This window comes from Amycolatopsis halotolerans (assembly GCF_042647905.1).
Classification (GTDB): domain Bacteria; phylum Actinomycetota; class Actinomycetes; order Mycobacteriales; family Pseudonocardiaceae; genus Amycolatopsis; species Amycolatopsis halotolerans.
Map to the genome: position 1 here is coordinate 448,684 of NZ_JBHRWI010000004.1, position 18,302 is coordinate 466,985.

Annotated in this window: 14 protein-coding genes and 1 pseudogene; 10 read left to right on the forward strand and 5 right to left on the reverse strand. The window is 68.8% G+C overall.

The window, feature by feature from the left end:
• Nucleotides 1-67 precede the first annotated feature (67 nt).
• The 6 genes and pseudogenes from ACFORO_RS04610 to ACFORO_RS04635 all read left to right on the forward strand — a co-directional run.
• Nucleotides 68-916 (forward strand): annotated as a pseudogene (locus ACFORO_RS04610) (ABC transporter ATP-binding protein); the annotation flags it as partial.
• A complete protein-coding gene (locus ACFORO_RS04615) occupies nucleotides 913-1,647 on the forward strand; it encodes an ABC transporter permease (RefSeq protein ID WP_354746481.1) in 735 nt (244 codons plus the stop codon). The pseudogene ACFORO_RS04610 and the gene ACFORO_RS04615, both read left to right, overlap by 4 nt.
• Nucleotides 1,648-1,701: 54 nt before the next feature.
• Nucleotides 1,702-2,349 carry a hypothetical protein gene (locus tag ACFORO_RS04620; RefSeq protein WP_377869625.1) on the forward strand — a complete coding sequence of 216 codons (648 nt, stop codon included), beginning with the start codon at nucleotides 1,702-1,704 and terminating at the stop codon, nucleotides 2,347-2,349.
• Nucleotides 2,342-2,647 (forward strand): winged helix-turn-helix domain-containing protein, encoded by a 306-nt coding sequence (locus ACFORO_RS04625; RefSeq protein WP_344269543.1) that lies wholly within the window; start codon nucleotides 2,342-2,344, stop codon nucleotides 2,645-2,647. Before ACFORO_RS04620 ends, ACFORO_RS04625 begins: the two co-directional genes overlap by 8 nt.
• Nucleotide 2,648: 1 nt before the next feature.
• A complete protein-coding gene (locus ACFORO_RS04630) occupies nucleotides 2,649-3,974 on the forward strand; it encodes a DNA polymerase IV (protein ID WP_377869626.1) in 1,326 nt (441 codons plus the stop codon).
• 79 nt (nucleotides 3,975-4,053) lie between these two features.
• Complete coding sequence (locus ACFORO_RS04635) at nucleotides 4,054-5,184, forward strand: CapA family protein (RefSeq protein ID WP_377869627.1); 1,131 nt, start codon at nucleotides 4,054-4,056, stop codon at nucleotides 5,182-5,184.
• Between the two features lie 545 nt (nucleotides 5,185-5,729).
• On the opposite strand, the gene ACFORO_RS04640 is transcribed toward ACFORO_RS04635, so the two are convergent.
• Nucleotides 5,730-6,752, reverse strand: coding sequence for a family 2 encapsulin nanocompartment cargo protein polyprenyl transferase (locus tag ACFORO_RS04640; protein WP_377869628.1), 1,023 nt, complete (start codon nucleotides 6,750-6,752; stop codon nucleotides 5,730-5,732).
• A gap of 526 nt (nucleotides 6,753-7,278) precedes the next feature.
• Between ACFORO_RS04640 and ACFORO_RS04645 the strand changes: the two genes are divergently transcribed.
• The 3 genes from ACFORO_RS04645 (at nucleotide 7,279) to ACFORO_RS04655 (ending at nucleotide 10,983) form a co-directional block, all read left to right on the forward strand.
• Entirely contained in the window at nucleotides 7,279-8,040 is a 762-nt protein-coding gene (locus ACFORO_RS04645) for a bestrophin-like domain (RefSeq protein WP_354746491.1), read from the forward strand.
• 3 nt (nucleotides 8,041-8,043) lie between these two features.
• Nucleotides 8,044-9,327 (forward strand): DUF6923 family protein, encoded by a 1,284-nt coding sequence (locus tag ACFORO_RS04650; protein WP_377869629.1) that lies wholly within the window; start codon nucleotides 8,044-8,046, stop codon nucleotides 9,325-9,327.
• 90 nt (nucleotides 9,328-9,417) lie between these two features.
• The gene (locus ACFORO_RS04655; protein ID WP_377869630.1) at nucleotides 9,418-10,983 is read left to right on the forward strand and encodes an esterase-like activity of phytase family protein; all 1,566 of its coding nucleotides are present in this window, start codon (nucleotides 9,418-9,420) and stop codon (nucleotides 10,981-10,983) included.
• A gap of 7 nt (nucleotides 10,984-10,990) precedes the next feature.
• Here ACFORO_RS04655 and ACFORO_RS04660 read toward each other — a convergent pair whose 3' ends face one another.
• Nucleotides 10,991-12,004, reverse strand: a complete 1,014-nt coding sequence (locus tag ACFORO_RS04660) for an autoinducer 2 ABC transporter substrate-binding protein (protein ID WP_377869631.1) — start codon at nucleotides 12,002-12,004, stop codon at nucleotides 10,991-10,993.
• A gap of 98 nt (nucleotides 12,005-12,102) precedes the next feature.
• Nucleotides 12,103-13,407, reverse strand: coding sequence for an alpha/beta hydrolase (locus ACFORO_RS04665; RefSeq protein WP_377869632.1), 1,305 nt, complete (start codon nucleotides 13,405-13,407; stop codon nucleotides 12,103-12,105).
• 256 nt (nucleotides 13,408-13,663) lie between these two features.
• On the opposite strand from ACFORO_RS04665, the gene ACFORO_RS04670 reads away from it, so the two are divergent.
• Entirely contained in the window at nucleotides 13,664-14,122 is a 459-nt protein-coding gene (locus ACFORO_RS04670; RefSeq protein WP_377869633.1) for a DUF4396 domain-containing protein, read from the forward strand.
• Nucleotides 14,123-14,125: 3 nt separating this feature from the next.
• On the opposite strand, the gene ACFORO_RS04675 is transcribed toward ACFORO_RS04670, so the two are convergent.
• Both ACFORO_RS04675 and ACFORO_RS04680 read right to left on the reverse strand, forming a co-directional pair.
• Nucleotides 14,126-14,914, reverse strand: a complete 789-nt coding sequence (locus ACFORO_RS04675; protein WP_377869634.1) for a hypothetical protein — start codon at nucleotides 14,912-14,914, stop codon at nucleotides 14,126-14,128.
• 52 nt (nucleotides 14,915-14,966) lie between these two features.
• On the reverse strand, nucleotides 14,967-17,843 hold the full coding sequence (locus ACFORO_RS04680) for an AfsR/SARP family transcriptional regulator (RefSeq protein ID WP_377869635.1): 2,877 nt from the start codon (nucleotides 17,841-17,843) through the stop codon (nucleotides 14,967-14,969).
• Between the last annotated feature and the right edge of the window lie 459 nt (nucleotides 17,844-18,302).

Genomic DNA, 18,302 nt, shown 5'->3' on the forward strand with positions numbered 1-18,302 from the left:
ACTGGGGGACGAGATGACAGAAGCGTTCAGGCTGACCGGCCTGGTGAAGCAGTTCAAGCAGGTCCGCGCGGTCGACGGCGTGTCCTTGACCGTGCGGCGCGGCGAGGTCGTCGCGCTCCTGGGACCGAATGGCGCGGGCAAGTCGACCACCATCGACATGCTGCTCGGGCTCACCTCTCCGGACGAGGGGAGCGTGCGGGTGTTCGGCGGCTCGCCTCGGGCGGCGCTCGACTCCGGGCGGCTCGCGGCGATGGTGCAGAACGGGTTCCTGCTGCGGGACGTCACGCCGGGCGAGCTGGTCGAGTTGCATCGATCGATGTTCCGGAATCCGTTGCCGGCCAAGGAAGTTTACGAGCGGGCTGGCATCGGGGAGTTCGCGAAGCGGCGGTGCGGCAAGTTGTCCGGCGGGCAGCTTCAGCGGGTCCGGTACGCGCTCGCGCTCACTGGCGACCCCGAGCTGCTGCTCCTCGACGAGCCGACGGCGGCGCTGGACGTCGACGCCCGGCGCGAGTTCTGGGCGTCGATGCACGAGTTCACGGCGGCTGGGCGGACCGTCCTCTTCGCGACGCACTACCTCGCCGAAGCCGAGGACTACGCGGACCGGGTCGTGTTGATGCGGCACGGGAAGGTCGTCGCGGACGGGGCGGTCGACGAGGTGCGCGCGAATGTGTCCGGGCGAGTGATCAGGGCAGTCGTACAGGGCACCCGTGAGGAAGCTCTGGCCGCGCTGGACGGGGTCGCCAGTGCACGTGTTCAGGGCGATCGTGCGGAACTGGGCTGTAGCGACTCCGACCTGGCGATCCGCGCGTTGCTCGCGGCATTCCCGCAGGCCAGCTCGATTGAGATCACCTCCGCGGGGCTGGAGGAAGCGTTCCTCGCCCTCACCTCCGACGAGCCGCAGGGAGCGCTCCGATGAACCTCGTCTACCTCCGCCTCGAGATCCTGCGCATCGTCCGCAGTCCGCAGTTCGCGCTGTTCACCATCGTGGTTCCGCTCGGCATGTTCCTGCTGTTCGGCGGACTGTTCGGCGACCAGGTCGGCGCGAACGGCATCAGGGGCAGCGTCACGACGATGATCAACATGGGCGCGTACGGAGCGATGAGCGGCGCGTTGTTCACCGGCACCCGGGTCGCGACCGAGCGGACCGACGGCTGGCAGCGGCAGCTCCGGCTCACACCGATGCGCGGACCCGGCTACCTCGCGGTGAAGATCGCGTCCTCGATGGCGATGGCGTTGCCGGTGGTTCTGGTGATCTTCGTGGCCGGTGCGCTGCGCGGGGTGCAGCTGACTGCGACACAGTGGCTGATCAGCGGCGTCTCGTTGTGGCTGGGCGCACTGCCGTTCGCGGTGCTCGGGCTGCTGCTCGGACTGTTCGGCAAGGGCGACACGGTCGGCGCGATGACCGGTGCGTTGATGCTGCCGCTCGGGGTGTTCGGCGGGTTGTGGATGCCGCTCGCGTTCCTGCCGGAATGGATGTCGACCCTCGCGCACTTCTTCCCTACGTACTGGCTCGGCCGCGTCGGCACGCTCCCGATCGATCACGCGGGCGGTCTCGGCCTTGCGGTCGGCGTGCTGGCGGCGTGGCTGGTCGTGCCCGCGCTCGTGGTGGTGCGGCGGTTCCGGCTGGGACCGGTGAAGGTCGCGTGACGTGTTAGCTTCCGTGCTGCATGCGGGGTCAGTACGGGGGAAGGGCGGTCCGGGGTGAACAACGACGCGGGGGACCCCGTCGAGGACGAGGGCGAGCCGCTGTCCGCGGCGGAATCGCTCGAACTCATCGCCCGGCAGAACGAACGGACGCGCCGGGAGCTGCGAGTCAGCCCCGCGCGTCTGTTCGCCGCTTGGGCGTTTGCCTGGCTCGTCGGCTGGGGGCTCGTCTACCTCTCCGACGAGCGGTCAGCGGCTCTGCTGCCCGGCTGGGTCGCGGGAATCGTCGTCGCAGTGCTCATGGTGGGCGCGATCGTCTACTCCGCCTGGCACGGCAGCAAAGGCGGTCGCGGTATCCGCGGGCCGTCGCGGCGGATCGGCGCGATGTACGGCTGGACGTGGATGATCTCGTTCGCCGGGATGAGCCTGATCGACATCCGGATCACCAAACTCCTCCCCGAGGGCTCCGATCTCGTGCCGCTGCTGTGGTCGGGTACGTCGCTGCTGCTCACCGGAACGCTCTACCTCGCGGGCGGGATGCTCTGGCAGGACATGCGGCAGTACTTCCTCGGGGGCTGGATCATTGTGTGCAGCGGGGCGAGCGTCCTGGTCGGCGTGCCGGGCAACTTTCTCGTCCTCTCGCTAGCCGGCGGCGGCGGATTCGCGGTCGCGGCGCTGGTCTACGTGGTGCGGCCCCGTGGCTGAGCTGCCGGAGCTCGACCCCGTCATCCACGCCCAGGCGCGGCTGCGCGTCACGGTCGCGCTCGCCGGGCTGCGTCCCGCTGACCAGATCACCTTCCCCCGGTTGCAGCAGCTGCTGGAGATGACCGCGGGCAACCTCTCTACGCATCTGCGTAAGCTCGAGGACGCCGAGTACGTCGAGATCACCAAGGCCTACGAGCACCGCACGCCGGTCACCCTGGTGCGGCTCACGAGCAAGGGCCGGGCCGCGTTCGAGAGCTACACCAAGGCGTTGCAACGGCTCCTGGACGCTGGAACCTGACATGCCTCGCTGGGTCGTGCACTTGGACCTCGACGCGTTCTACGCCTCCGCCGAACAGCTCACCCGGCCGACGCTGCGCGGGCGCGCGGTGGTGGTCGGCGGCACCGGGCATCGGGGCGTCGTCGCCGGGGCGAGCTACGAATCCCGCGAATACGGCGTGCGTTCGGCGATGCCGATGTCCCAGGCGCGAAGGCTGCTCCCGGCCGGCGGAGTGGTGCTGCCGCCGCGGTTCCGGTTGTACGAAGTCCTGAGCAAGCAGGTTTTCGACGTCGTCGGCGAGGTCGCGCCGGTGCTGGAACGGATTTCGCTCGACGAGGCGTTCGCCGAACCGCCCGCATTGGCTGGCGCTTCGGTCGAGCAGGTGACCGAGTGGGCCGAGAATCTGCGGGCGCGGATCCGTTCGGAGACCGGGCTGACTGCGTCCGTCGGGGCGGGGACTGGCAAGCAGGTCGCGAAAATCGGTTCGGACCGCGCGAAGCCGGACGGTCTGCTCGTCGTGCCGCCGGGTACTGAACGTGAGTTCTTGGCCCCGCTGCCGGTGCGCGCGTTGTGGGGGATCGGGCCGGTAGCGGAAGCGAAACTGCGCACGATCGGTGTCCTCACGTTGGGCGAGCTGGCGGCGTTGCCGGAGCCGGACGCGGTGTCGACGCTCGGTGGCGTGGTGGGCCGCGACTTGCGACGGCTGGCGAGCGGGTTCGACGACCGTCCGGTCGCGGAACGGGGCGAAGCCAAGCAGGTGAGCGCGGAGACGACCTTCGACGTCGATGTGGTCGATCTCGTCCGGTTGCGTGCTGAGGTAAGGAAAATCGCGGCTGGCGCGCACGCTCGGCTGGTGAAGGCGGGTCGTGTCGCGCGCACGGTGGTGATCAAGCTGCGGCATACGGACATGAGCACCGTGACCCGCTCCGAGACCACCGCGTCTCCGACTGACGACCTCGAACAGCTTGCGGCTACTGCGGAACGGCTGCTGCTCGACCCGCAGGAGTTCGGCGGCGTGCGGCTGGCGGGCGTTGCGTTCAGCGGGCTTTCGGTGCCGCATCAGGACGCGTTGTTCAGCTTGACCGTGCCTGCTGCGACAGAGGAGCTGATGGTCACCTCGACCTCGGAGCCGTCGCCGGGCGGGAGTGCGCCGGTGTCGTCGTCAGGATGGCGTCCGGGCGACGACGTCGTGCACGCCGAACACGGCACGGGCTGGGTGCAGGGCGCGGGGCACGGCCGGGTGACGGTGCGGTTCGAAACGCGCACGTCCGGCCCGGGCGTCGCTCGGACGTTCGACCAGACCGATCCGGCGCTGACTCGCGGACAGCCCGCCGACTGCCTAGCCTGAGCGTTTCGCCTGGTCGCGACCGGGGTGTTAACCCACAAGAGTGATGAGGAAGGATGTGCCGGGCAGTCGGGCAAAGGGGATGATCATGACGAACATGCGCCGAGCCGCCGCCCTCGCCGGGGTCGCGCTGATGCTCACGGCGTGTGGGAGCGAAGCCGCCCCGCAACGCGACGGATCGCCCTCGGCCGGGCCGTCGTCGTCGGCGGCCGCTTCGCCGGATTCGTTCACCGTCGTGGCGACCGGCGACGTGCTGATCCACCCGCGGCTCACCGAGCAGGCCGAGGCGGACGGCGGCGGGAGGATCGACTACCGGCAGCTATTCGCCGGGGTCAAACCGCTCGTGTCCGGCGCGGATCTGGGGATTTGCCACCTCGAAACGCCGCTCGCGCCGGAAGGCGGGCCGTACAGCGGATATCCATCGTTCAGCGCGCCGCCGGAGATCGCGGACGCGTTGAAGGACACCGGATACGACACCTGTTCCACCGCGTCGAACCACACCCTCGACCAGGGCGCGGCGGGTGTCACGCGCACTTTGGACAAGCTCGACCAGACCGGGCTGAAGCACACCGGCTCCGCGCGTTCGGCTGAGGAGGCGGGTAAACCGCTGATCGTGGACGTGCACGGGGTGAAGGTCGCGCAGCTTTCGTACGCGTTCGGGTTCAACGGGATCAAGCGGCCGGCCGGGAAACCGTGGCTGGCCAACGAAATCGACCCCGACGAGATCTTGGCTGCGGCGCGCGCGGCGAAGGCGGCGGGGGCGGAGGTCGTGATCGCCAGCCTGCATTGGGGTGTCGAGTATCAGCATGACGTGACTGCCGAGCAGAAGCAGTTGGCGCAGAAGCTGACGGCGTCGCCGGATCTCGACCTGATCATCGGGCATCACGCGCACGTGGTGCAGCCGTTCCAGAAGGTCGGCGGCAAGTGGGTGGCGTTCGGGCTGGGCAATGAGGTCGCTCGGCATGACGAGCCTCGCGGGTCGACCGAGGAAGGGGTCGCGGCGCGGTTCCGGTTCAGCCGGGCTGGCGGGCATTGGGCGGTGGACAAGGCGGAATATGTGCCGACGTTGATCGACCTCGGGCCGCCGATTCGGTTGCGGGACCTGACGACTGCGCCGCCGACGCAGCGGGGGAAGGAAGCGCTCGCCAATACCGATGAGGTGGTGCTTTCCCGGGGTGCTGGGGATGACGGATTGAGCCGCCCGGGTCGGTGACGGTTCGGTTCGGTGGCGAGGTGTCGATGGAGCACCCGATGCCGCTGGGGCGATGGGCCGCCTTCTCCCGGGGCGTGGTGGGATGCGGCCGAGACGGCATCAGGGCGATCGCCCTGGACGGACGATCGCCCTGGACGACTGCCCTGGGCAGGTGTCCGTATAGGTAGGGCGATTGCCCAGGGCGGACGATCGCCCTGGGCGGGTGTCCGTATAGGTCAGGCGTTCGCCCTGGGTGGGTATCCGTCGAGGTAAGGGCGTTCGCCGTGGTTGGGCGACCGCCCTAGTTGGGCGTTTGCCCAGGGCAGGTGTCCGTTTAGGGCGATCGTCCTGGGCGGGCGTTCGCCCTGGTCGGACGGTCGTACTGGGCAGGTGGTCGGGCGGTTGTGTCGCAGATGGTCTTGCGTGTCGGGCGGTCGTCCGTGCAGGTCGGGTGGTCGCCCCGGTCAGACGATTGTCCGGGGCGGGCGATCGTGCAGGGCGGACAATCGCCCTGGGCGGGTGTTTGGCCTAGACGGGCGTTCGTCCGAGGCGGGTGATCGGCCGGGTCAGTGGTCTCGGCGGGTGATGAGCTGGGCTAAAGCAGTCAGTTCGGCTGTCGCGCGCGGGGTCGGGTTGGCGGCGGTCAGTGCGGTCAGCGCGTCGGTGAGCAGCTCGTCCGCTTGGGCGTGGCTCCATGCCCGGCCGCCAGCCTCGTCGACTAGGGCCGCGGCTTTGGCGAGGCAATCGTCCGACAGCGGTTGCCGGTACAGCATCGACAGTTCCGCTCCGGCTGACGTGCCGGAGGTGAGCGCGGCGACGACCGGCAGCGACTTCTTGCGGCTGCGCAGGTCCGAGTACACCGGCTTTCCGGTGACGGCCGGGTCGCCCCAGATGCCGAGGAGGTCGTCTACATGTTGGAAGGCCAGGCCTAGCGATCGGCCGAAGCGGCCGAATCGTTCGACGTGTTCGCCTCGGCCGCCGACCACCAGCACGCCGAGCGTGCACGCCGCGCTCAGCAGGGCCGCCGTTTTGCCCTGTGCCATTCGCACGCATTCCGCGACCTCGACGTTCGTCCGTTGTTCGAACGACAGGTCTTCGTGCTGGCCGTGCAGCAGGTCCAGCACCGCTGTGCTCAGCAGGCGCGCCGCGGCGGGGCCGTCGGGGGACAGGACGTCGAAGGCCAGGGCGAGAAGGGAGTCTCCGGCCAGCACCGCTTGTCCGGTGCCGAACACGGTCCACGCGGTGGGGCGGTGCCGTCGCGTGCGGTCGCCGTCCATGACGTCGTCGTGCAGCAGCGAGAAGTTGTGCGCCAGTTCGACGGCCACCGCGGCCGGGATCGCGTCTTCCGGGTCTCCGCCGCAGGCCTCGGCGCAGAGCAGCACCAGCGCCGGGCGCAGTGCTTTGCCTCCGGAGGCGCTCGTCGCGGTTCCCGTCTCGTCCCACCAGCCGAGGTGGTAGCCGGCGATCCGGCGCATCGACACGGGCAGCCGGTCGACCGCCGCCCGCATCGCCGGTTCCCACCGGCTCCGGCTCCAGTCCAGCACCTCGGCGACCGAGCGGGCCCCAGTGCGCGCGTCCACCGTCGTCATCGTCGCACCGCTTCCCTGCGCGGCGCGGCGGCCAAAGCGGACAGTGCGGCGGGGTGGGTGACGGTCACTGCGAAACCACCTAACGTCGAAAACACCCGGGAACACGGAGAGACACTGTTTTTCCGGGAACGGGCAAGGAATGCGAATCGAAAAGCGGCGCCGCGGATCAACATAGCAAGCGGGATCACCCCGACAATCACTCGATCGGGTAGCCGCCGCCGGTTCACCTGTTTGCCGAGGCTCCTTTTCGGACATTGCCGGTGCTGTTGTCGGGTCGACAACGGCAAGTGCGTCACCGTGGGTCTGCTGCCGTGACCCGGTCGTGTGCGCGCCACCGGTACCCGAGTCGTTTTCCCTTGCCAAGCAAGGTCAATCGGGGGAACCGGTATCCGGCCCGCTGCTCCGATCCGGCGAACCGCGGGGGCTCCGGACGGCCACCCGGCTGAATCGCGCGTTCCGCCGTTGTCCGTTCCGGAATCGGCTGGATAGCGTCGGCCAGCATATTTCCCCGCGCGAAAGGAACCGGATGAACGTCTACGTGACCGGGGTGTTCTGGGTCGTCGGCGCGGCGATCGCGGCCGCGGTGATCGGCTATCTCGTCCGGCGTTTCGGCTGGGACGAGGGCCGCCGCGACAACAACGACGCCGCGGGCCAGGTGTTCACCATCGTCGGCGGGCTGCACGCGGTGCTGGTCGCCTTCGTGCTGATCTCGCTCTTCGACGCCGTCACGTCCACGCGCGAAGGTTCCTACACCGAGGCGGAGGGCCTGGTCGCCGCGACCTGGTCGGCTCAGGCGCTGCCCGGCGACACCGGCGAGCAGGTGCGGCACCTCGCGATCGCGTACGCGACGACCGTGTCGAAGCAGGAGTGGCCTCGGCTCATCGATGACGGTCCGATCCCCGAGACCGGCTGGACCCAGCTCGACCAGATGCGCCGCGTGGTCGCCAACGCGCAGGCCGGCGACGACTGGACGAACGACCGCAAGAAGGACGCCGCCGCCCAGCTCTGGCAGGTCTACCAGGCCCGGCAGACCCGCATCACCGGCGCGGAAACCGACGGCGTCGGCTCGGTGATGTGGTTCGCGCTCATCCTCGGCAGCGTGATCTCGATCCTGCTGCCGAACCTCTTCGGCGGCACCCGGATGGCCGCGCACCTGGTGATCGTGTCGACCCTGGCCGGCACGATCGTCCTGCTGCTCTATGCGATCTTCCAGCTGCAGAACCCTTATGCCGGCGGCGCGAACGTGCATCCGGACGCGTTCACCACGGCGATCTCGCGGCTCGGCTGACCGGTGCGAGGTTCCCGGTACCTGGCTGTGGTGGCCGCCGCGGCCGCGGTCGCCGGGCTGCTCGTCGCGTCCGGTTGGCTGGCTCCCGCGCGGCAGCGCGCGGCCGCGACGTCCTGCCGGGTGCTGCAGGTCGAAAGCCGCGACGGGTGGTCGTCCGACATCGTGCGGCTGACGTTGCCCTCCGGCGCGCGGCATCTGTTGCACCACAGTCCTTTCGCACTGAATGCCATCGCTTACTCGGCGGCGCAGGACGTGACGTACGGCGTCGCCGACGGCCGTTTCCGCGACGGCTGGCACGCGGTGCGGATCGACTCCGACGGCGAGTTGACCGACCTCGGTCCGGTCGGCCGCGACACTCACCACGGCGTCTGGAGCTGGGTCACCGGCGCGACGGCCGGAGCGATGTCCGGCAATTCCTGGTACGTGAAGCGGGCGACCAGTCTGTACACAGTGGACGTTGACCCGCGCAGCTCCGGTTATCTCACCGCGACCGGGCCGGTGCTGCTGCATCCGTGGTGGCTCGCCTCGGGGGTTGACGATTTCGCGTATAACTCCGAAGACGGTCTGCTGTACGGGGTTTCCTCCGCCGCAGAGGGTGCGGTGGTCACGGTGAATCCGGTGAGCGGAAAGGTCGCGAAGGTGCCGGGGGAGCGGTTCCCGGACGCGACCTACGGTTCGGTGGTGTTCGGGCCGGACCACAAGCTCTACGCGACCGCGAACTGGATCGACGGGCGGAGCGTCACGTACCGGATGGACGGCGGTTCCGCGGTCGAGGTGAGCACCGGGCCGCCGTTGGTGCTTTCCGACGGTGCCGGGTGCTTGGCCGAACCGCCCCCGCCCCCGCCGCCTCCTCCGCCACCGCCACCGCCACCGCCACCGCCAACGACGTCGTCTTCGACACCGCCGCCGTCTTCGCCTTCTCCCACGCCGCCGTCCCCGACGCCGTCGCCATCCCCGACGCCGTCGACCTCGGCGAGCCCCACGCCGTCCTCAACGCCACCGACCCCACTGTCAACCCCGCCCTCCCCTGAGCCGACCCAGCCTAGTCCGATCGCACCAACCCCGACCCCGACGCAGCCGCGGGACGCGATCATCCAGCCCATCCCGATGCCGCAACCCCCTGCGCCCTCGCGCGCCGCTCCGGTGAAGGCCATCCAGAAACCGCCCGAGAAACGCGCGGCAAAAGCGCGCGCCAATGTGAAGAAGCAGCGCCGCTGGGGTGTCGCGGCGATCCTGCTGATCGTCGGAGGAGGTGCAGTAGCGGCTCGAGCACGGCGCGCTCGTTAACGCGGCAGTCGTCTCGATGACGGACGTTGTCCAACTCGGCCGTCGAGACTTCCCCGGGCGTCGAAATGACGCCAGAGGAGGAGAAAGCCGATGAAACGCGTGAAGATCGGGCTGGTCGCCGGGGCGCTGGTGCTGCCGCTGGCCGCCGCGGGCCCGGCCGAGGCCAAGGGCCGCCCGGACGATCACTACCGGGTGCGGGCCGGGCACACGCTGCAGGTGCGCGGCGACGCCCAGCGTGACGGCGCGGTCGTGCGGCACACCGACCCCGGGCACGGCGCGCTGGCCATCGGCCCGGACGGAGCGTTCCGCTACACGCCCGCCGCCGGGTTCACCGGGCGCGACACGTTCACTTATACCGTCAGCGACGCGGTCCGGCTGTACCCGACGGACTTGCCGCCGCTCGGCACGATCGGCGGCGTCAAGATCACCGGCGGCGGTTACGGTTCCGCGCTCACCCCGGTGCCGGGTTCGCGCGACGAGTTCTACGGGCTGACCGACCGCGGCCCGAACGTCGACGCGCCGGACGGGTCCAAAGTGGAGCCGATCCCGTCGTTCACGCCCGCCATCGGCAAGTTTCGGCTCAAGGGCGGGAAAGCCGTGCTGGAGCGGAACATTCCATTGCGCGCGGCCGACGGTTCGCCGTACAACGGCCAGGTCAACACCCTCGCGAACACCGGCGAAACGATCGTGGACCTGAACGGCGCGAAACTGCCCGCGTCGCCGAACGGCTACGACTCCGAAGGCCTGGTCGCCCAGCGCGACGGGACGTTCTGGGTGTCCGACGAGTACGGCCCGTTCATCACGCACTTCCGCGCTGACGGCCGCGCGATCGAACGGCTCTCGCCGTTTGACGGTTCGCTGCCGAAGGAACTGAAGAACCGCGTTCCGAACAAGGGCATGGAGGGTCTCGCGCTCACGCCGGACGGGCGGACGCTCGTCGGCGTCATGCAGTCCGCGCTGCAGCAGCCGGATCTCACGAAGAAGCCCAGCAAGGTTCCCGCACTGCGGATCGTGACGGTCGACCTGAAGACCCACGCGACGCACGAGTACGCGTACCTGCTCGACAACCCGGACGAGACCGGCACCGCGGTCTCCGAGATCACCGCGCTGTCGGCGACCCGGTTCCTCGTGGACGAGCGCGACGGCAAGGCCGAGCCCGGCGCGTACAAGAAGCTGTTCGAGATCGACCTGAGCAAGGCGACTGACCTCGGCCCCGCCGCGAAGGTGCCGGGCGCGACCTACGACGCGGCCAAGGGCGGGCTGCTCATCGATGGCAGCAAGAGCATTGAGGCGTACGTCGGCAAGGCGACCACCGCCGAGGCTGCTGACGCGCTTAAGAAGGTCGGTGTGACGCCGGTGGCGAAGAAGCTGTTTCTCGACGTCGGTGGTCTGGTGACTGGGCTTGATCCGAGTGGTGGGTTCTTCGGCCACGACAAGGTGGAAGGCGTCGCGACGACCGACGGCGGCCGCACCGTGGTGATCAGCAATGACAGTGACTTCGGCATCGATGGTGTGGCGAACTCGGCGGCTCCGTACACGCTGCACGCGAAGACGCAGCCGAACGGGCATCAGGACGACGGCGAGTATCTGCAGGTGGATATGACGAAGCTGCCAGCGCGGACGCGCACGCTGACGGTGACCGTCGACGTGCGCTAAAGGGGCGTCAGTACTTGAACTGATCCACGTTGTTCTGCGTGATCAGCAGGGGATCGCCGAGCAGGACCGTCCGGGTGCTCGCGTCGTAGCGCACTGCGGGAAGTTCCGGGCTCACGTTGTTGCTGGGCCGGAGCGGGGTGCCGGTCGCGAGCTGCTCGGCGGTCCAGGCGGTGAGGTAGCCGAGGGATTCGACGTTCCACAGCACCGTCATGGAGCAGGAACCGTCGACGAGGTACGGCTTCATCGTCTGCGGCGTGCCGGTGCCGACGGTGAACACCTGGCCGATCTTCTGCTGATCACGCACCGCTCGCGCGATGCCCGGTGTCGCCGTCGTGCACTGGCCGATCATGCCGGTGAGCTTCGGATGCCGGTTGAGGATCTCCTTCGCCAGCTTCGTGGCGGTGGTGGTGTCCTCGTCGGCGTACACCGTCTCGACCAGTTTCGCTCGCGGATAGTGTTGTGCCGCATAGGCTTTCTCGGCTTCGATCCACGAGTTGAGGTTCGCCGCGGCGCGCCCGCACGAGACGATCGCGTACTCGCCGGTGCCGCCGGTTTTCTTCATCAGCGAGCCGACCAGCGCCGAACCGATGCCCTCGGCCGTCGTCTGGTTCACGAAGACCTCGCGTTGCGAATCGGCGGCGTCGGTGTCCGTGGTGAGCACGTGGATGCCCTTCGCCCGCGCCTCCGCGATCGTCGGGGCCAGCTCCGCCGGATCGTTCGGGGCCACCGCGATGACGTCGACGCGTTCGGCGATGAGCTGCCGCAGGATCGCCGTCTGCGCCTCCGGGTCGACACTCGCCGGCGCGCGAGTGAACCACTTCGCGCCGAGCCGTTCGGAGGCCAGCATGCCGCCGGCGTTCATCGCGTCGAAGTACGGGATCCCGCCGATTTTCGGCACGAAGGCGATTTTCGCCGGCTCCGGAGCCGAGTCCGACAGCACCGGCGTGCAACTGGCCGCCACCGCCGCCGCGGTCGCCACCAGCGCCGCACCCAGCACGAGCGTTTTGGTCCGCCCTCGCATCCCCCACCGTTCCCCGGCAACTCGACCTGGGAGCCGAAGGTAGGGCCAGTGGCCACGGGGGGTCAACCGAACGCGATCAAACGGTTACGCAAACGAGTTCAACCGCCGGACGGCGCAGCCCCCTCTCCGCCCGCCGGACATGTCCCGTCCGCGGGGAGTTCACCGGTCAGCAGGTAGTGCGCGGCCTTGTCGTCGACGCACGGGTTGGGCTCGTTGAGGTAGGCGGCGTGGTTGCCGCCGCCGTCGACGAGCAGGCTCGAACCGCGCAGCACCCGGTGCATCCGCTGTGCTCCGGCCAACGGCGTCGCGGCGTCGTCTTTCCCTTGCAGCAACAGGATCGGCGGCACCGGGGCGGAGCCGATCCGGACCTCCGGCGACGGCGGGACCCGCCAGAACGCGCACGGGGCGCTGTACCAGCTGTTGAGCCAGGCGAACAGCGGCGCGGCGGTGGCCGACTTCGCGGTGTCCGCGTGCCAGGTCGCCCAGTTGCGCGGCCAGCCGGCGTCGGCGCAGTTGTAGGCGAGTTGGCCGGGATCGACCGCGTACTGGGCCTGTCCGGCGGCGATGTTCAGCCCGGTCGAGTCCCCGCCGCGGTGGCTCGCGACCGCCTGCATCAGCGACGGCCAGGCCCAGTCGCCGTACATCGCGGACGACAGCAGATCGTCCAATTCGGACACTCCGGTCTTGCCGCCAGCCGGTTGCGCCGCGAGTTTCTCGCGCAGCTCGTTCCACGAAGCCTTCACCGCGGACGGGGTGGCGCCGAGGTGATACGTGCTGTCGCGCTCCGCGGTCCACGCGAACAGCTGCTCGGCCCGTGCCTGCAGCGCTGCGTTTTGCTGGAACTGCGTTTGATACGTGGTGACCGTCGGATCGACGACGCTGTCCAGGATCATCCGGCCGGTGTGCGCCGGGAACAACGTCGCGTAGGTCGCACCGAGCTTGGTGCCGTAGGAATAGCCGAGGTAGTCGATCTTGTCCTTGCCGAGCGCTTCGCGGATCCGGTCCATGTCGCGCGCCGCGTTCTCGGTGGTGAGGTGCGGAAGCAGGTCTTTCCCGTTCTTCGCGCACTGCGCCGCGATCTGCTTGGCCAGGTCTTCGCGTTGGCGCTCTTGCGGAAGGCCGGCCGGTTGGTACGGCGCCGCGGGATGCGGCGTGAGTTTCGAGGTGTCGCCACAGGAAACCGGTGTGCTCGCACCGATTCCGCGCGGATCGAAACTGAACACCGCGTACTGCTGAGCGACGTCCTGCGGCAGCTGGCTGAACACGAGCTTCTCGGTGCCGAGCCCGGACGCGCCCGGGCCGCCGGGGTTCACCAAGAGAAAGTGCGGCGAACTGAGACTGCCCATGCCCGAGACGGTCAGGGTGATCTGCTTCCCGTCTGGTTTCGCGTAGTCCAGCGGCATCTGAAGACGCGCGCACGACACCTGCCGGGGTGTCCCGGCCGGGCATTCGCCCCACTTGAGCTGGGACGTCTGCGCGCCGGCTGGAGCGCTGAGGAAGCTTCCGAGGAGAAAAACAAGGACAAGTGCGGTGGCGCAACGGCGCGCCGAGTTGATCACCACACTTCCGGTTATACCGATTTGCCGGACGTGCCGGGCGACAGTCATCACATCGGGCGACCTTGCGTCATTGATACCCCATAGGGGTATAGTCGGCCGCATGAACGAGCACCAGCACGGAGCGTCTTGGTCCACCGCCGCCCAGGCGACGCTGCACTGCCTCACCGGGTGCGCCATCGGCGAAGTGCTCGGCATGGTTCTCGGCACCGCGTTCGGCCTGCACAACGCGGCCACTGTGGTGCTGTCCGTCGTGCTGGCGTTCGTCTTCGGCTACGCCCTCACCATGCGCGGCGTGCTCAAGTCGGGCCTCGCGCTCGGAGCGGCCTTCAAGGTCGCGCTCGCCGCCGACACGGTGTCGATCGCGGTCATGGAGGTCATCGACAACACGGTCGTCGTGGCGATCCCGGGCGCGATGGACGCGGGACTGTCGAGCGGATTGTTCTGGCTGTCGCTGGCCTTGTCGCTCGCGATCGCTTTCGTGGTCACGGTTCCGGTCAACAAGTGGATGATCGGCCGCGGTCGCGGGCACGCCGTCGTGCATGCCCACCACCAGCACTGAGGTTCAGCAGGACGGCACCGGAGAATCGGCTCGGAGATAGGCCTCGGACACATAGTGCCCGGGACCTATCCGGTTCCAGCGGGTAGTTCCGTCCACTGCTTCGCCGCGCACGGAACACTCGATCGGCACCTGTGCGGAATCGGCCGCCAATCCGGCTGGTGGCGCATCGTTGTCCGCCGACGCACGCACGACCAGCGGGGCTCCGCCGGTCACCACGCCGGTGGCTGGCGCGCTGCCAGTCCAGAGAAAAGTGACGTCCACGTAGCTGCTGCCTTTGAGGCCGAGGCCGTCCCAGAACGTGCCGTCGGCCAGGTCGAGACCGGCCGGGTTGCGCACGGTGCGGCCGTGCTCGTCCTTGCCTCCGTTGAAGCCGTCTTGGTACGCCGCTTGTGCTTCCGGTACGCCTTGAGGGAGCGAATCGAACTGCGCGCGGCGCTCGGCGGTGTTCCAGTAGTCGTCGTGTTCGTTCCACGGCCCGACATCCCACACCGGCGCGTACTCGCAGCGTGCGCCGTCGGTTCGGCACACCTTGACGGTGAACGTCCCTCTTCCCTTGGAGGACACCGTTTTCGTGGACGGGAGCGCTACGAAATGGTCCCGTTCGGTGATCCGGTGCCCGCTCGAGGTGGTGCCGCCGACGAGTCCTTCGCGGGTCGCGTAGAGGCGGTAGGTCTGCGGTCTCTCCAGGACTCTTCGGCCGTGCTGGGGTTTGGCCGACGCGGGAGCTGGAGTCGACAAAGCGATAACTGTCACCGCGAGAAGGACGTGACCAGCCGCTTTCCTGGTTTTCATGAGCGCATCGTGGCCCGGCGCGCGGGATTGGCCGCGCAACCGGGCCCGCGCGTCAGGCGGAAACGATCCGGTGTGGCCCGGTCTTGCGCGGCTGGTCGTCGACCGGGACGTCGGCGGACAGTTCCCGGCGGATGGCCCGGGCGCGTTCGGCGTAGCCGCGGGACCGTTCGGGCTGGCTGAGCGCGGAGTGGAGTTCGCCGAGGAGCTGGGACACGTGGGCTTCGGAACGGCGGTCTCCGTTGCGGCGGTGCACGCTCAGCGAGTTCACCAGCAGCAGCTGCGCGTGCGCGAGATCGCCGCTGTACAGGCACAGTTCGCCGAGGTTCTGGTTCGCGTAGCCGACGCAGTGGTCGTCGCCGAGATCGGTGAACACCGCGATGGCGCGGGTGACGTGTTCGCGGGCTTCGGCGAGGTTGCCCTCGCGTTGGTGCAGGAGCCCGAGTCGTTGCAGCGCATGGGCTTCCCGGTGCCGGTCGCCGATTTCGCAGGACAGCTCCAGTGCGTCGGTGTACCACCGGCGGGCGGTCGCGTAGCACTTGCGCGCGACCCAGATCGACCCGATCGCGATCCGGATCACCGCTTCGCCGTGCGGGTCGCCCGCCTCGCCGAACAGCCGGAGCGCTTCGTGGCAGGGTTCGAGCGCGCGGTCGGTTCGGCCTTGCATCCGCAGCACGGTGCCGAGGCCGGCGTGTGCCTCGCCGAGCCCTTGCTGGTCGCCGATGCGGTGGTACAGCTCGCGTGCGGCTTCGAAGGCGACCATCGCGTCCGCGTCGTTGTCTTGGTACAGCAAGACTTGACCGAGGTTGCGCTGGACGACTGCCTCGCCGCGGAGCGCGCCTGCCCGGCGTGCCGCTTCCAGGGCGATCAGATGGGTGGCGTGCCAGTCGTCTTGGTGGCCGCGGAGGTCGAAGTACGGGGTAAGGGCCACTGTGAGCCGCCAGGTCAGGTCGTCGAAACCGCGTTCGGCGGCCAGTGCGACGGCGGCGACGCAGGTGGCACGTTCGGCGGCGAACCAGGCGGCTGGGTCGGTCAGCAGCCGGTCCGCGTCCGGAGGCAGGGCTGGGTCGGTTTCGTCGTGGTACTGGCCGAAGAAGTGGATCGGCATTCGCTCCGCGGCTTCTACTGCGAGCGCTAGATATCCCTCGAGTACGCGGCCGACCGCGGCTCGGGTTTCGTCGGGTTCGGCCAGTTCGGCGGCGTACACGCGCAGGAGGTCGTGCAGGCGGTAGCGCGGTTGGCCCGCGACATCAGTGGCGACTAGCTCGACCAGGTGTGCGTCGACGAGCACGTCGAGGACGTCGTCGGCGGACGGGCGGCCCAGGACCGCGGCGACTGCCCAGGCCGGGAATTGCACCGGACCCAATGCGCCTAACCGGCGGAAGGCCGCGGCGGCGGACATGGGCAGGAGGTCGTAGCTCAGGGTCACGCTCGCGCGGACGGCCAGGTCGCCGACGCGCAGCTCGTCCAGGCGGCGGTGTTCGTCGTGGAGGCGGTCGGCGAGGATGCGCAGGGACCAGGTCGGGCGGTGGGTGAGCTTGGCTCCGGCCACGCGGATCGCCAGCGGCAGATGTCCGCATTGGCGCAGGATCGCCGCCGCGTCTTCGGGTTCGGCGGCTACTCGGTCGTGGCCGACGATGCCTTCCAGCAGACGGGCGGCTTCCGGCTCCGGCAGCAAGTCGACGTCCACCGGGACCGCGCCGGGCAAGTCCGGCAGGCGGATTCGGCTGGTGACCAGCACGGCGCACGCGCCTGCGCCGGGGAGCAGCGGGCGTACTTGGGCGGCGCTGCCCGCGTCGTCGAGGACGATGCACATCCGGCGGCCGGCGAGCTGGGAACGCAGGAGTGCGGCGCGTTCCGCCAGGTCTCGGGGGAGACCGGAATCCGGGATGCCCAGGGCGCGCAGGAGTTCGGCCAGGACGCTCATGGGCGAGCGTGGCGACGACGACGTTCCGGCGAGGTCTACATGCAATTGTCCGTCTGGGAAAACGGTTCGGACCGCGTGCGCAACCCGTACCGCGATTGAGGATTTGCCGATTCCCGGTGCGCCGGACAGGACGACGATCGTGGGACGTTCCGCTTCGGCGTGTTGGCGGAGTTTGGCGACCAGCTGCTGGGTTACTTCGCCGCGGCCGGTGAAATCTGGCAGGTCCAGAGGTAATTGGCAGATCGGCGGGACTTTGGCGCACGGGACTTCGAGGGTGGTGCGGAGTTCGCGGAGTGCTGCGCCGGGGCTCGCGGACAGTTCGTCGGCGAGGGTTTGTTCGACCAGTTCGTACGCTTCCGCGGCTTCGGTGGTGCGACCTGCGTCGCGTAGTGCGGTGATGAGGTGGTGCCAGAGTTCTTCGCGGAGCGGGTGTTTGGTGACCAAGGCGCGTAGTTCGGCGATGACTTCGTTGTGGCGGCCAAGGGCTAGGCGGGCGCGCAGGCGTTGTTCTTGTACTGCCAGGCGTAGTTCGTCCAGGCGGGCGACTGTGGGGCCCCAGGTCGGGTCGTGGGGGAGGCCTTCCAAGACTTCGCCGCGCCAGAGGGCGTGGGCTTCGTCCAGGAGGGTTAGGGCGGTTTCCGGGTTGTCTTGGGTTTCCCAGGCTTGCGTGGCCAGGCGGGTGAAGACGAGGTGGTCGAGTTCGTCTTCCGGGACGGTCAGGAGGTATCCGGAGGCTCGGCTCGTGATGCGGTCGGCTAGGTCCGGAGAGGTTTCGGCCAGGCGGCGGCGGAGGGAGTGGACGTAGGTGCGGATGTTGGCGGCCGCGGAGCGCGGGGCGGTGGTCGGCCACAGGACTTCGACCAGGGCTTCGGTGGATACGACGATGTTCGGCTGGAGGGCCAGCGCGGCCAGCAGCAAGCGGGGCTTCGGGCCGCCCAGCGGTACGGCCCTGCCCTCGGCGATGACCTCCAGCGGCCCCAGGATCCGGAAGGTCAGCGAAATCAATTTACCCGCCTTGGCGGCAAGGTCCCCATGGTCGGCATGCTAGGAGCGTTTGCGCCGGTTAGCTAGATCCACTTGGGGAGGAATACCCCATAAGGGGTGATATCGGGGGTGGATGTCACCGAGTGTTTCCTGGGGGTGAATCGGTTTCATGTGCGGGGTTCGGCTCGTCGCCTGGCGGCGACATTGCGCACGGTCGTGCGTGGGGCACCCCGAAGGTTCATTGTGCTGACGGTCTGGGTGTGCTTGTCAAGGCGGGAAAGATGCCTTGACAAGCACACCCAGACCGCAGGGACGCTTCGTATCGGGGTGCGGGGGTGGGGCTGGGTGCCTCGATCGTTGGGTGCGTCGGTGGCGGTTAGGCGGTTTTGAAGTACGTGAGGGGAACCCTCACGTACTCAGATTCTGAACTGGCCCCCGAAAGTTGGACTGGCTGAGTAGAGGTTAGGCCGTGAGGGCCTG

What these genes read in the sequence shown, in the direction of transcription:
- ACFORO_RS04615 (WP_354746481.1), top strand. Translation starts at nt 913, where the DNA reads ATGAACCTCGTCTACCTCCGCCTCGAGATCCTGCGCATCGTCCGCAGT.
- ACFORO_RS04630 (WP_377869626.1), top strand. Translation starts at nt 2,649, where the DNA reads ATGCCTCGCTGGGTCGTGCACTTGGACCTCGACGCGTTCTACGCCTCC.
- ACFORO_RS04635 (WP_377869627.1), top strand. Translation starts at nt 4,054, where the DNA reads ATGATCATGACGAACATGCGCCGAGCCGCCGCCCTCGCCGGGGTCGCG.
- ACFORO_RS04640 (WP_377869628.1), bottom strand. Translation starts at nt 6,752, where the DNA reads ATGACGACGGTGGACGCGCGCACTGGGGCCCGCTCGGTCGCCGAGGTG.
- ACFORO_RS04645 (WP_354746491.1), top strand. Translation starts at nt 7,279, where the DNA reads ATGAACGTCTACGTGACCGGGGTGTTCTGGGTCGTCGGCGCGGCGATC.
- ACFORO_RS04655 (WP_377869630.1), top strand. Translation starts at nt 9,418, where the DNA reads ATGAAACGCGTGAAGATCGGGCTGGTCGCCGGGGCGCTGGTGCTGCCG.
- ACFORO_RS04660 (WP_377869631.1), bottom strand. Translation starts at nt 12,004, where the DNA reads ATGCGAGGGCGGACCAAAACGCTCGTGCTGGGTGCGGCGCTGGTGGCG.
- ACFORO_RS04665 (WP_377869632.1), bottom strand. Translation starts at nt 13,407, where the DNA reads ATGCCGCTGGACTACGCGAAACCAGACGGGAAGCAGATCACCCTGACC.
- ACFORO_RS04670 (WP_377869633.1), top strand. Translation starts at nt 13,664, where the DNA reads ATGAACGAGCACCAGCACGGAGCGTCTTGGTCCACCGCCGCCCAGGCG.
- ACFORO_RS04675 (WP_377869634.1), bottom strand. Translation starts at nt 14,914, where the DNA reads ATGAAAACCAGGAAAGCGGCTGGTCACGTCCTTCTCGCGGTGACAGTT.